At 38.6% G+C, this 12,501-nt stretch carries 16 protein-coding genes; all 16 read right to left on the bottom strand.

Annotated elements, in window-relative coordinates; translation table 11 throughout:
• Window positions 1-258: 258 nt before the first annotated feature.
• A complete protein-coding gene (locus NYE35_RS15110) occupies window positions 259-951 on the bottom strand; it encodes a class I SAM-dependent methyltransferase (protein WP_076105613.1) in 693 nt (230 codons plus the stop codon).
• Window positions 952-1,059: 108 nt separating this feature from the next.
• Window positions 1,060-1,458: an RrF2 family transcriptional regulator gene (locus NYE35_RS15105; protein ID WP_036678138.1), complete on the bottom strand. Its 399-nt coding sequence runs from the start codon at window positions 1,456-1,458 to the stop codon at window positions 1,060-1,062.
• Window positions 1,459-1,562: 104 nt separating this feature from the next.
• Entirely contained in the window at window positions 1,563-2,648 is a 1,086-nt protein-coding gene (locus NYE35_RS15100) for a CHAP domain-containing protein (protein WP_256715512.1), read from the bottom strand.
• A gap of 75 nt (window positions 2,649-2,723) precedes the next feature.
• A complete protein-coding gene (locus NYE35_RS15095) occupies window positions 2,724-3,413 on the bottom strand; it encodes a hypothetical protein (protein ID WP_036678141.1) in 690 nt (229 codons plus the stop codon).
• 1 nt (window position 3,414) lies between these two features.
• A complete protein-coding gene (locus tag NYE35_RS15090) occupies window positions 3,415-4,803 on the bottom strand; it encodes a serine hydrolase domain-containing protein (protein WP_341121507.1) in 1,389 nt (462 codons plus the stop codon).
• Between the two features lie 34 nt (window positions 4,804-4,837).
• Window positions 4,838-5,722 (bottom strand): GNAT family N-acetyltransferase, encoded by an 885-nt coding sequence (locus NYE35_RS15085; RefSeq protein ID WP_076099315.1) that lies wholly within the window; start codon window positions 5,720-5,722, stop codon window positions 4,838-4,840.
• 48 nt (window positions 5,723-5,770) lie between these two features.
• Window positions 5,771-6,007, bottom strand: a complete 237-nt coding sequence (locus NYE35_RS15080; protein ID WP_076141673.1) for a DUF3977 family protein — start codon at window positions 6,005-6,007, stop codon at window positions 5,771-5,773.
• A 29-nt stretch (window positions 6,008-6,036) separates the two neighbouring features.
• Window positions 6,037-6,552 carry a GNAT family N-acetyltransferase gene (locus NYE35_RS15075; RefSeq protein WP_076099317.1) on the bottom strand — a complete coding sequence of 172 codons (516 nt, stop codon included), beginning with the start codon at window positions 6,550-6,552 and terminating at the stop codon, window positions 6,037-6,039.
• A gap of 150 nt (window positions 6,553-6,702) precedes the next feature.
• Window positions 6,703-7,359 carry a CatB-related O-acetyltransferase gene (locus NYE35_RS15070; RefSeq protein ID WP_038570785.1) on the bottom strand — a complete coding sequence of 219 codons (657 nt, stop codon included), beginning with the start codon at window positions 7,357-7,359 and terminating at the stop codon, window positions 6,703-6,705.
• 184 nt (window positions 7,360-7,543) lie between these two features.
• Entirely contained in the window at window positions 7,544-8,320 is a 777-nt protein-coding gene (locus NYE35_RS15065) for a DUF817 domain-containing protein (RefSeq protein ID WP_038570784.1), read from the bottom strand.
• Window positions 8,321-8,322: 2 nt separating this feature from the next.
• Complete coding sequence (locus NYE35_RS15060; RefSeq protein ID WP_036678155.1) at window positions 8,323-8,538, bottom strand: helix-turn-helix domain-containing protein; 216 nt, start codon at window positions 8,536-8,538, stop codon at window positions 8,323-8,325.
• Between the two features lie 10 nt (window positions 8,539-8,548).
• Entirely contained in the window at window positions 8,549-9,031 is a 483-nt protein-coding gene (locus tag NYE35_RS15055) for a DUF2975 domain-containing protein (RefSeq protein ID WP_076272502.1), read from the bottom strand.
• Window positions 9,032-9,239: 208 nt separating this feature from the next.
• Window positions 9,240-10,439 carry a hypothetical protein gene (locus tag NYE35_RS15050; protein WP_341121504.1) on the bottom strand — a complete coding sequence of 400 codons (1,200 nt, stop codon included), beginning with the start codon at window positions 10,437-10,439 and terminating at the stop codon, window positions 9,240-9,242.
• Window positions 10,440-10,463: 24 nt separating this feature from the next.
• Window positions 10,464-11,309, bottom strand: coding sequence for a hypothetical protein (locus NYE35_RS15045; RefSeq protein ID WP_038570781.1), 846 nt, complete (start codon window positions 11,307-11,309; stop codon window positions 10,464-10,466).
• Window positions 11,306-11,992, bottom strand: coding sequence for an ATP-binding cassette domain-containing protein (locus NYE35_RS15040; protein ID WP_036678167.1), 687 nt, complete (start codon window positions 11,990-11,992; stop codon window positions 11,306-11,308). Before NYE35_RS15040 ends, NYE35_RS15045 begins: the two co-directional genes overlap by 4 nt.
• Window positions 11,989-12,405, bottom strand: a complete 417-nt coding sequence (locus tag NYE35_RS15035; protein WP_036678170.1) for a GntR family transcriptional regulator — start codon at window positions 12,403-12,405, stop codon at window positions 11,989-11,991. The genes NYE35_RS15040 and NYE35_RS15035 overlap by 4 nt, the downstream gene beginning before the upstream one ends.
• Between the last annotated feature and the right edge of the window lie 96 nt (window positions 12,406-12,501).

Here is a 12,501-nt window from a genome sequence, read left to right as displayed (position 1 = left end):
TAACTGATCGCTGATCTAATCCTTAAACTTGGTTTGATTAGATATTATTCACACGAACGAAGCCGCTATAGGACACAGTTGACCTTATGCGCTACTTTTTCCTATATTAAGGGTGCTCGCGGACTCCATAGCCGCTATGAGCTTGATAATCACCATATATCATCCTCTATTTAAGGAATAGCAGCACTGGAGTCCGAAATCATGCTCCAAAGGCTAAATATATGCAAATAACGTCATCTGAGTCCGAAAGTATTCAAGTCACTCCGCGTGACACATCCAGCCTGCCATAATTCCAGTAGAATAAAATCGAGTGATTCTCGTGAAGCCTGATTCTTTCAATAACTCTTCAATTTGTTTTTCAGGAAGGAAAGAAATTTTCGTAATATTGCTACTTACATTATCAAACGCTTCGGGAGATTCATACCCTGCAACCCAAAAGCTTTTCCATACATTTATTCTGTCGTGGAGTTCAGGATCATCCAAATCTCCATATGCACTTACGAGAACAAACGGAGCACCCGGTTTCAGATTATCCTTTATGGAGCGAAGCAATTTCAATTTTTCTTGAACATCATGGATGAAATGAACGACCAAAATACAACTTGCCACATCGAACTTTGAGTCCTGCTGAGGAAGATCATCGATTGTCCCAGGAATCAGACTGACACGGCTCTCTAAGCCCAGTTCATCTATCTTTAACTTCGCGATCTTAAGCATATCTTCCGAAGGATCCACTCCAGTAAATGTCCAGTTTGGGTTAGATGGACCCCATGCCGAAAATTCATTTCCTCCCCCCGCACCGACCACGAGCAAAGATACAGGGATGTCACCTAATTCGAAGCGAAAATAAGATTGGATCATCGAAAATAATGAATCATAAGAGGGAATCGAAATACGAGTTGTTTTTTCATAGGTCGCCCTCTTGGCATTTAATTTTTGCTCTTCAGTCATTGTAATCATCCTCCATTGTTTTAAACTTCACATTTTAGTATCAAAACCCACATTAAAGTTATTACGGATTTATATTATCTCTAATAAGCCCGAAAAAAGAACGGATCTTTACTCCGTCTTCATCGTTTTTGCCAAATCTGCAATTTTCGTGTTCTCTAAGTACTGCTCCATCTGTCGCTCAGCGTCAATCACAACCTGTTGAATCAGACATTCACTTCCGTGATCTAGACTGCATTCAAAAAAGGAAGCAGTTCCTTCAATCGCATGAATAATATCCAGAAAAGAAATTTCCTCCGACTTGCGTCTGAGACGATACCCACCATTAGCGCCAGGCGCAGATTGAATTAATCCAGCCTTCACTAGCTTAGTCATCATTTTGGACAGATAGGTTTGGGAAACACCCAGCTTCTCAGCAAGCAATTGAACACCCACCGGCTTATCAGACGCCACCGTCACCATATAGAGCATTGCATGAAGTGCATAATCTGTCGCTTGGGAATATTTCATTCAGCACCTCCATTAACGACTTTAGAAATCTATGATAACTCTAACATTTTTAAAAGGCAAGTATATAATTCCTACACTCGCCCATTAAGCAATCTTCTTCATCCTCAACTAATTGGAGTATACTCTCCATTAAACTCAAATTCATAGTCATTAGCGATACGGATATAGCCATATACGCAATGCCAGCGATCTCTGTAGAAAACACTGGAATAATTCTGATTATCCCTATTTCCTTCAGCAACTAAGATCTCTTTGTCATCGCATGCTAAAACAATACCTGTATGATCGTGAGGGTCATTAGTTAGCAATTTTTCATAAATCACAATATCACCACGTTGAGGAGTAAACCCCTCTTGCCCGTCAAAATAAAAAAATGCGGTCTCAGGTAGTTGCGCCCACTCTAACCATGCCCCTACGCCAGCTAATCGAAAATCAGCATTCGGATATCGAATCGGCAGCAGAAAGCCAGCTTGCATACAGCAGTAATATACAAATGCTGCGCACCAATTGTTTTGTAATACTTTATAAATCCCTTGGTCAGGCCAATATTTACAGATTTCTCGATATCGTTCGTTTCCTGGTATTCCAACAATGTTTTCTTTTCCAAATGCTTCAGCAATATTAGCCAACTTGCCTCGTTTATCCGTAGGCTGATGAACTTCAGCCCCGCTACTGTAATCTATCTCTTCCAAAAAATCCTCTGGAATCGTCATTTCACGAAGTACATTCCGAAGCCTATTCGTGTCCTGTTGTGTTACATTACAGTCCCTATTCTGCAAGTGTAATTGTAGAACTTGAGCATCCTTTAGAATCTCTTCATAGGGACCCTTAACTTTATTCCTATCCCCTTGATGGAAGATCGCCTTTAGAATTTGAGTCAGCTCTTCATTGGTGAACATATTCAAGTCTCTTAATAAAGGCCTTACGGTATCTGCACTGTTGGGACCTGGAAAATCCTTGACTCCGGTTTTGAAGAAATAATAATTATGAAGCAGTCCTATAATGGCTGCCAATTCCTGATTTTGTTCTCTTTTCATGGCAAGCAATGAAGCGAAGCTAGACACTCCGTACAGGTGAACATACGCTTCCTGTTTCCGTTGTTCGTTACCTATAGACAAGATCATTTCTTGAACAAGCACACGCACACTTTCGAGGCGCTGGTTTACTTTTGTTATCAGTCGTTCAGTCACTGCAAACCTTCCCCTCCGTTACTGCTCAGCTGTAATAATACCAAAGCTAAAACTGACATAAATCTTTTTATCAATTCAGTCCCTAAAGACTACCTTTTTCTGTCCATCCTTGACGAATTCCACACCAAAATAATCGGTATTACCGTTCGCCCCGAATTCAGCGATCCGAGCATCAGGCTTACTCTCAAAGTGAATGTTATGTTTAATATTAGATCTTGGTAACAATGTAATCTCTTGCGGCTGAACCTCTGCGAATGACCAAATCCCTTGAGAATTACCATACTCTCGAAAGATTGGACGAATCATAACGGTTTCATTTTGCCCGCCATAGTTGATTAGCCTGATTGTACATTGAACCTTCACTATATCCTCTTGAGTACCGTACATACAGTGCGAATCTTTTTCCAGAAAATCCACAACTTCAATTCCTTCATTGTTCATATTCACAAGATAATACAATCGTTCTGTTAGAAATGGATATAACGTAATGAAAATGATGATAGCAAGCAAAACGGTTCTGCCTACATATTTTTTATAACGCTGTCTAAAGTGCTTTATAGTTAAACTCCCACTGACGATTAACATAATGATCCCGAATATCGCTGAGTAATGTAAACCATGGTTTGTCGCAGGCTCGCTCCAAGGCGGAATTCCAATGGTTCTGAAGAGGTAATCCCCAAACATAGTCCCCTGATGTGTGATTCCCACAAAAACTAAAGAAAACAGCAAAAATAAAACAGCCATCCATCCTTTACCCTTGATCATTTCATCCCTCCCAACCAATAACAGTTATGTCTTCTCTATCCTCCAAGGAAAGATTCCTATGCATATGCAATTCAATTTTTTTACCGCTAAAACTCAAGGTGTAATCAACTACGTAAGGGGTTTCAATGTAATATACCGTGAGGATTAATTTAGAATCAGCATATTGCCAGCTTGCAGATGTACAAACTTCCTGCTCACTAAGGGATAAGTCTTTAATAAATAAACATTTTGCATAGGCAGGCTTTAAAAAATTGAAGTTAAATTCATCTAAATGATCGTCGTAAAGTAAAGAAAAACTAAGGTGATCTTCTTCAAACTTCAGTATTAATTCTTTAATTTTATGCTTATTATCTTCAAAGATATAAATTCCACTGTACGATCTATAATCTACTCTAACTATCCTGTCTACTAAGGAGATAAATGTAGGAGATTTAATAATGTTAGAAACATCCGTTGACCAATCATGGTTCAGTAAATTTGCATATATGATATCTAAAAAATCCTGTAACTTCTTCATCTCGGTAAAACTTGAAGTTGCAGCAATCACAATCTCTCGACTCGGATCAATGAAACACAATTGACCAAAAGCTCCATTCCCCATCTTACATCCATTCCTGCACATAAAGAACTGATAACCATATCCGTTTGACCAATCAGCCTTATTTTGTCCCCAACGATTATCACTTTGTTCATTTAGCGCCAGCTTTAAATAATCTTCAGAAACAATTCTACAGCTATTGTAAACTCCTTGATTGAGGAGCATCTGGCCAAATTTCGCAATTCCATCTGTTGGTATGCTTAGTCCCATTCCACCAGCAACAATTCCTAACGGGCAAGTCTCCCAATCCGGTCTTTCTATGTCCAATGGAGTAAATAATCTTGGCATTAGAAAATCAACAAGATTCTCTCCAGTCGTCTTTTCGATAATAGCCGAAACCATATAAGTGGCGTGTGTATTGTAATTGTAATAACTTCCCGGTTCATCTTCTACGTCCAAAGCTAAAAAGGCACGAACCCAATCATTTTGCTTGGCTATCGCACCATATATATTATTGTTATGCCCCGTATTCATGGAAAGAAGATGATGTATCGTCATCTTAGCTAAATTAGGTGAAATTGAGCTAGGAAGCTGATCTGGGAAAAAAGAAACCACTTTATCCGTTAATTCAAAATAACCGTTATCCCATGCTATGCCTGCTGCAATAGATGTAAAGCTCTTACTCAGAGAAAATAAAATTTGGGGAACGTTTTTGCGGTACGGTTGACGATAAAACTCGGTAATAACTTCTCCCTTTCGCAATAGCATAAAAGTATTAACCGGTAAATTAGATCGTTCAAGTTCTTCATAAAACTTAGACAGCGCTTGAGTCAAAATCTCTGGCTGATCCATATAAACCTCGCTTGTCATTATATTTTTGAGTTTTTTAATAATTCTCAGGTGGAGCGCTAAGTCTCGTGTCAGGTCTAAAATACTTGATATAGTTGTGGTATATTTCCGTTTCTTTAAACCCAAGGCTCTCATATAAGGCTTTCGCAAAATTCCCCTTCACTACTTCAAGTATGACCTTATCTTCACCTCTACTAATGATTTCATTAATAAGAAATTTCACAAAAGATCTTCCATAACCTCGTGATTGATGTTCTATCGAAATAGCAACCATACTTATTTTATTTCCTGCTATCTTGCCTACTGCTACTATCGTTTCATCAACTATCATTACAAACATATTATCTTTATTCTCCGCATACTGTTCCCGTTCCCATTCCACAGGTTTATAAAAAAACGAGGGATACATTCCTACACGTTGACGCATATGATAAAAAGCTAATTCGCAAACTCTGTCCCATTCAAAGTAATCCTTTTCCTCATAATTTCTAACCAGGATATTCTCTGAAGGAAAGGGAGCGCCTGTTCGTTCCATATTATAGATGGCAAAGTATACGCGATAATTATTTTTTTCCAAAACGCTGATTAATTGAGCATTGCTAGAAAGAACATTGAATACTGTATGCTCTACTGTTTCATTATGTATAAGCATGTTTTCATATTCTTCTATAAGCTTGGAGCCGACTTCCATTGTGTCATACTCATTATTAACAAACAGGATTGCTTGTGGTTTTCTTCCAAACCCGTTAAATGAAAGAAAGCCTATGGATGTATCATTCATAATGGCAACCACAATGTTCTCTCTGTTGCTTTCTTCATTTTGATAAAAACTCTTTAATAAATCCTTATTGTGAAGTAACATATGTTCAATTTGCGCCTTATCTCTTTGCGGACTATATTTTTGTATTAAAAATGAGTTCATCTTGCTCCTCCATTTGTTCATTTAGACGGCAACCTTGTCATACTTAACCTAAAGACTTGTTATACCAAAAATAATCTTCAACGTTTTACGACTCTTCTTACTTATTTTCAAGCCTTGTCTTAAGTCTAGAATGATTACGGTTTTGCCAATCCAAACTCTAAAATATAACGAGCGGAACTTTACCGGTTTCACTATGCCTTTTTCTTCATATTCCGTTCCATCCTCTAACTCCGTTTCAGTTCTAATAAGCCATGTATTGCCAAGACCAAATTCGATATACTTCAGAATCTATCTCCCCCGTACAAGAGCTGCTTTTATTGCTCAATAGTTTTTATTAGATAAAGGCAGAGATCATCGTCCACACAAACATGTGCCCCAGGCTCAACAGGCTTATTATCGTACATGATTCCCCGCCCATCAGGGATAAAACCACGCTTTATATACATCCGTTGTGCGGTTCCATAGTCAGCGTATAATCCAAATCCAATACCAATAGTATTAGATATAGTAAAAGCATCTTTTTCAAGAGCTTCAATTAATACACTTCCTACCCCACGTTTCCTAAATGGCGGGATGACGTCAAAGTTTTGAATTTCAGGTATATTATTCTCTGCAAAATAAGGATATTCCGACCTGTATACCACATGTCCCCATCCAACAAACTCATTTTCACAAAAAGCTAAAAGTGTAACTCGCTTTTCATTTTGATTTTCTTGCCAACAACGTTGGACATAATCAAGAGGTTGGCTTACGTCATGCTCAGATAACCCCGTATGTATAATAGCAATATCGTTTTGTGTCATTCGACGGATTTGTAAAGGTAAGGCCATAATATAATTTCCTCCTAACTTATTAAATGAGTCCATTCCTATATTAACATACTAATTAGGATTAATCTGGTAAAAAACAATTATTGTTAAACTACCCTGTCAGATAAAAGAACAGGCTGCAGAATATACCGGCAGCCTGTTCTGATTTTGTTATTTTTTTATTTCTTTAAGGTAAAAGTCATATAATTGATCAATAGATGAACTTGAAAAGATAGACGTGGCTTGTTCAATTTTCTCACGTTTCCAATCGAACCAGCACATTTCCTTTAACTTTTCGATTTCTTGATCTGTAAACCGTTGCTTGATCACTTTAGCAGGATTGCCGCCTACTATCGTATACGGTGGGACATCCTTTACAACAACTGATCCTGCCGCAACAATAGCACCTTCGCCTATTTTCACACCGGGCATAATCATTGCATTCATCCCAATCCAGGCATCACTTGCAATGATTGTATCCCCTTTGGATTCGTAAGAGTTTGCAATCTGATCTACAAAAGGATACACGGTGATCCATTCAGGATGATGATTGTGATTCCCACCCATGAGAATAATTACACCACTAGCAATACAAACATAATTTCCTATAATCAATTTATCTAAATGCCAACCATAATCTTCACTGGGATTAAACAACTTTCTTGATTGTTCATCACCCCAAAGGTATCTAACACACCCATCTTCAAAATCAAGATTATCGTAATAACCAGAGTAGTAAGAGTACTCTCCTACCTCAATCATTGGGTTGGTGACAATATCCTTTAAATACTTAATTTCAGACCAGTGGCTGAACTGATGTTGTTTCATTTTCTTTCCCTCGCTTCTAAGTAATGTAATTCATTTATACTTAGAAGCTTGATGCAGTAGCGACATTCTTAAACCTTTTCAAACGACGAACCATCGTCCTCATCCTTTTCCTAATTGATGCCGTCATTGTAACAAACGAATGATTTATTCGTCAAATCAACCGTATTGTCCGAACTCAGCTCAATTATGAATTTATCGGATTACGGCTAGCCTTAACATGTTTAAGCTGGGCAACTATAATGACGCTAATGATCACTAGAAGGAACCACGAACTGATCTTACTGAAACTAACCAGTTGCCACGTTTGATATTGATCAGGATATTTCCATGCATTAAAAAATGTAGCGATATTTTCAGCTAACCAGATAAAAAATCCTACAATAAAAAAGGCCAGTGTCAAGGGCATTCGATAGGTAACCGTCCGTACCCTATAAATGATCCATGTTTTCCAGAAGACAACAACCACAAGCGCTGTCAGCCACCAGCGAAAATCAGGAATGAAATGATGTGTGAAAAAATTTAAATAGATGGCTCCTCCCAACAATCCCGCTGAAGCAAGCCCCGGCCAACCGGTCATATCCATTTTCAATCTTCGCCATATCTGGCACATAAAGCTTGCGACACTTGCATACATAAATCCACTATAGAGGGGTACACCAAACACCTTCGTAAACCCTGGCTCAGGGTATGCCCATGAACCCATCTTTACCTTATAGATTTCCAGCAATAAACCAATAACGTGGAACACACAGATTACTTTTATTTCATCCAGTGTTTCTAATCCAGTACGGTACATGAGGTACTGCACTGTAAGCAGTATTAGAAGAATGGCATCATAACGGTAAAGAAAAGGCATTTCTATTATGTTAGAAAGAGCTAAAGTCCCAAAAATCGCAATAGGAAATATGCAACTCATCGCCTGATGATATCCAAAATGCAGCAATTGTGTTATTGACTTCATTCTTAACTTTCCTCATCATTTTTGTATTCTAATAGATCTCCAGGCTGACATTCCAAAGCCTTACAAATTGCCTCTAACGTTGATAATCGCACCGCTTTTGCTTTTCCATTTTTCAATATAGAAAGGTTAGCCATTGTTATTCCAACTCTCTCCGAAAGCTCAGTAACACTCATTTTTCTTTTAGCCAGCATCACGTCGATATTAATTATAATCGCCATTGTTTTCACCTCAGACAGTTAAGTCATTTTCTGATTTTATATCAATAGCTTCTTTTAAAAGCCTTTGTAGAACTGCAGCAAAAACGGCAATCACCATGGAGGCAAAAATGATAATCAAACCGATGACTATAATCCCGGGGGCATCATCTTTCTCCGCCATGAGGTAAAAGAGTGGCATACCAACTACATACAAGCAACTGATGATGATTGCACAATATTTTATTTTCTTTAAAACCTGTACAGACATTTCCGAGAAAGCATTGTTCTTGTCAATATAGCCTAACAGTTTAAAAGCTTGATACAGTGCAAAGTAAAAAGGTATCGCCGAGGCATACAAATCAATGGCAAGGAGATATTTCAATAAACTATAATCCGGATACAGTTCTGCTGCGAAACTCGCTATCTCCGGCACCACAAATATGCACAAAGCAAGCACCGGGATACCTATAAGAATAACCGCTGCCCTTAAAAAAAGTGTTGATCCTCTTTCCATAAAAAACACACCTCACAGATTTATTGTGAATTGAATTTATCACATTATTTATCGTATTACAATATATTTTAATCGAAATACAGTTATTATTGGCTGTTTTATAATTTTCGACTAAAAGGCCGAGCTAATTGACTATTAGAAGTCATTAGCTCGGCCTTGGTACCTTTTCATATCTCTTTATCTCTATTTTTCTATTCTACAAGTAATTCTAATACTGACCGAGATCGATAAAATTCAAATCCATGTTAGTTTCATCTTCAGCCTGATTTGCAGCCTCCGTTGATACTACTTTTCCTTCGTATTCAAGGTTACCGCTTGTCAAATTGAATACATATAGACGATTACCTTTGAAATTCTTATAACCCACAATATAGAGATAGTTTTGTTTAAAATCATAGGTAATGTTTTCACTTAAATCTATATTTGTATTCTTCAAAGTAGTCTCATATTCTTTACTCACGAGATCGTAAGAAATAACAGTAAATCCTATATTCTCCTTACCCGATACAGCTTTTTGCAGGAAATAAATTTTCTGTCCATACGCATTCATAATATTATTCAATAACATTTCATGCCCTTGGAACGCGAGCGGCGAGATTTGTCCTGTTGCAACATCTACTTGATATGCCTTTTTATGATTATCTTTACTAACCGTTAAAATCCATTGATCCGTGTGATCCAGATTTTGATTGGCTAACCTAACGAATTGATTATCCCCATTTGCTGCTTCAGATTTAGCTCCTGGTAACACGAGCGGCTCATTTATAATCTCCTTTGTTGTTAGATTAACACGGATAATCTGCGGTTCAGATACATAACCTTTGGCGCTGTGATTCAAAAACACCATTGCAACAAGCTCTTGATCAACAAGCTGTACATTTTGTACATACATATCTGAAACATCATGATCTACATTGATATCGGATGTGATTTCCAGCGTATTGTTCTTCTGCTTGTTAAGCACAGAAATACTGAGCTTAGCATTTTTCTTCGCTGAAGGATCATTGGATTGCTGCTTATCTACGGTCCAATTCACGTAAGCAAGCATATCCTGATTTTCATAAAACCCAGCTAAGTTCTTCTTTCCACGCATGAACTGACGATGCTGATCCCTCCATTTATCCAATTGTGTGTTCACTGGTCTTCGGTTTAAGCTTTGGCTGATCGTTAACTTTTCATCTGGATAATCTGTACCATTTGTAGTGATATTAGCTCGTTTGATGCCAAAAACACTATCCTTAGTCAGATAATTTCCGTATAAAGCTATATCTTCAACGAGAGAAGCATCCCCTTGAACCATCGTCAGCTTATAATTAGGTGGTGTCTCTTGTGAAGCCTGTACATAATACGTCCCGATTGTAACAACCGCGAACACTACAAGAACGGCGGTAACCATATATTTTCTCATTCCTTAACCTCCATTCCCCTTCAATTATACCGATATTTTCTTACGCAATAGATACAAGCTGTACCAAAGCGAACCTCCAGCAATAATCACTATTAATCCGAGACAAGCACCTAAGATTTCTCCGGGATAGAAGTAGCTATCGTATCTGCTATAACCCATAAGATAGGGTATTGAGGCTAATCCAGCTAGAACCGCTAAGTATAATACGATAAAGCCGATCCCTTTCAGTCTGTAGCTCCGCTCCATTAGAATCGCTGTGAACAAGACGATCAAGCCCGTAATGCCCAGTCCATAATATAGAACAAACTCAGAAAAGTAGGGCGGAACCAGTACTCTAAGCACAGTAGGATACTTCAAATAATCAAATACCGAGATGTTCCGATATAGTTCAGCAGGAAGAATCGACTGTGCTATCAAACGCTCCAGTGGCACAAGCACAATTTGCAGGGCAACAAGTCCAAATGCGAATAGCAAGATCGTAACCAGCTTGGCAAAATACAAATTCGCCCGATTGGATGGCAAGGTGAGCAGGCGATATACTATCGTATTTTTACCTCTCCAGTCACGGTACCAGATGAAGCAGCTATATATTAGTAACACTGTTATGCTCAAGAATATGGGTCCGAAATATAGAAGTCCATTATAGCGAGCATACATCATACTGTTTAGCTGAATATATCCAGTCACATTGTGATATTGCTCAAGCGTCCATTGATTCACTCTCATTGCCTCATTCGCAGAATCCAGCCAATGATTAGCACCGATGGTGACTGCTGCAAGCTGCAAGGCAACTGTCAGCACCATGAGTCCAATATATATTTTGGCAAATCGGTTCATTTCAAAATTCAATAGCTTCACAAAAGCTCTCATTTCATGTACACCTCTCTCATTACGTCCGTAATGGACTTACCTTCCTGCTCGCGAACTTCTTCACAGTAGAATTCACGCTCTACCTTCCCGTGCTGTAGCAAGACCGCTTTATCAATTAAATGCTCAATATCGTTAATTTCATGAGTTGTAATAATCACACCACGGTCCTCGATCAATTCACTCGTGAACACATCAGTAATTTGCTCGCGGCTGAACATATCAATCCCCGAGAACGGTTCGTCCATTAGGATGTAATCACAATCCAAGGCTAGTCCCAGCAACAAATTTACCTTCGCAGCCATCCCCTTCGACAATGAGGATACGCGATCCGAAGAGCTCAGTTGGAAGAACTTAAGCAATTCCTTTGCACGTTCAGCGTTCCAATTCCGATAAAAGTCAGCCATAAAGATCAAGCAATCAGCAATTCGCATATTGGAGGGCATCGTTAACGAATCTGGAATAAAAGTGATTTTCTCATACATCACAGGTGTTAGTGATACATTATCGATTAAGACTTCACCTTTGTATGGTGTCAGTCCCATGATGGACTTCAGCACCGTTGACTTCCCGGCACCATTGATTCCGATCAGGCAGGTAATCTCTCCTTTGGCAGCAGTGAAGCTAACGCCATTAAGTACCTTCTTGAATCCATAATTCTTCACCATCTGATTCACTTGGATCATCTTGTGTCACCATCCTCTGGAGATAACTTTCGCTCGGATGTATATTTTGTCTTTATGATATCTACCAGTTCTTCAACTGGAATTTGAATATTCTGAATGGAGCTGATGAATATATCCACTGCACTTTCGATTAATTCAGCTCGAATCGAGTTAAGTATTTGCTGATCCTGTGTAATTCGGCTCGGGGAATTCCCTTCTGTTACGATCAAACCCTGTTCCTCCATTTCCTTATATGCCTTCTGCGCCGTGTTCGCATTAATCTTCATTACTGATGCAAGTTCACGCCGTGAAGGAATTTTGTCTCCCGCTCCGATTTGCCCTGTGGCGATCTGTTCCTTGAAATGACGCACAACTTGAATATATACCGGCTCACGAATATTAAAGCTGACGCCTGATTTCTGTTCTTCTGTCATACAACCAACTCCATATACTAAGTGTGTGTACTAAGTGGTTCATACATCTTATTTATGTACTATACGTGTAATACACTTTTGTGTCAATAGTTCAGG

This window comes from Paenibacillus sp. FSL L8-0494 (assembly GCF_038003695.1).
In the GTDB taxonomy this organism is placed as follows: Bacteria; Bacillota; Bacilli; order Paenibacillales; family Paenibacillaceae; genus Paenibacillus_AQ; species Paenibacillus_AQ odorifer.
The sequence above is the reverse complement of the archived record's forward strand: the minus strand, read 5'-3'. Positions and strand labels throughout refer to the sequence as shown.

Bases quoted from the DNA above. Each gene is read 5' to 3' on its own strand.
- NYE35_RS15110 (WP_076105613.1), bottom strand. From the start codon at position 951: ATGACTGAAGAGCAAAAATTAAATGCCAAGAGGGCGACCTATGAAAAA.
- NYE35_RS15105 (WP_036678138.1), bottom strand. From the start codon at position 1,458: ATGAAATATTCCCAAGCGACAGATTATGCACTTCATGCAATGCTCTAT.
- NYE35_RS15095 (WP_036678141.1), bottom strand. From the start codon at position 3,413: ATGATCAAGGGTAAAGGATGGATGGCTGTTTTATTTTTGCTGTTTTCT.
- NYE35_RS15090 (WP_341121507.1), bottom strand. From the start codon at position 4,803: ATGGATCAGCCAGAGATTTTGACTCAAGCGCTGTCTAAGTTTTATGAA.
- NYE35_RS15085 (WP_076099315.1), bottom strand. From the start codon at position 5,722: ATGAACTCATTTTTAATACAAAAATATAGTCCGCAAAGAGATAAGGCG.
- NYE35_RS15075 (WP_076099317.1), bottom strand. From the start codon at position 6,552: ATGGCCTTACCTTTACAAATCCGTCGAATGACACAAAACGATATTGCT.
- NYE35_RS15070 (WP_038570785.1), bottom strand. From the start codon at position 7,359: ATGAAACAACATCAGTTCAGCCACTGGTCTGAAATTAAGTATTTAAAG.
- NYE35_RS15065 (WP_038570784.1), bottom strand. From the start codon at position 8,320: ATGAAGTCAATAACACAATTGCTGCATTTTGGATATCATCAGGCGATG.
- NYE35_RS15060 (WP_036678155.1), bottom strand. From the start codon at position 8,538: ATGGCGATTATAATTAATATCGACGTGATGCTGGCTAAAAGAAAAATG.
- NYE35_RS15055 (WP_076272502.1), bottom strand. From the start codon at position 9,031: ATGGAAAGAGGATCAACACTTTTTTTAAGGGCAGCGGTTATTCTTATA.
- NYE35_RS15050 (WP_341121504.1), bottom strand. From the start codon at position 10,439: ATGAGAAAATATATGGTTACCGCCGTTCTTGTAGTGTTCGCGGTTGTT.
- NYE35_RS15045 (WP_038570781.1), bottom strand. From the start codon at position 11,309: ATGAGAGCTTTTGTGAAGCTATTGAATTTTGAAATGAACCGATTTGCC.
- NYE35_RS15040 (WP_036678167.1), bottom strand. From the start codon at position 11,992: ATGATCCAAGTGAATCAGATGGTGAAGAATTATGGATTCAAGAAGGTA.
- NYE35_RS15035 (WP_036678170.1), bottom strand. From the start codon at position 12,405: ATGACAGAAGAACAGAAATCAGGCGTCAGCTTTAATATTCGTGAGCCG.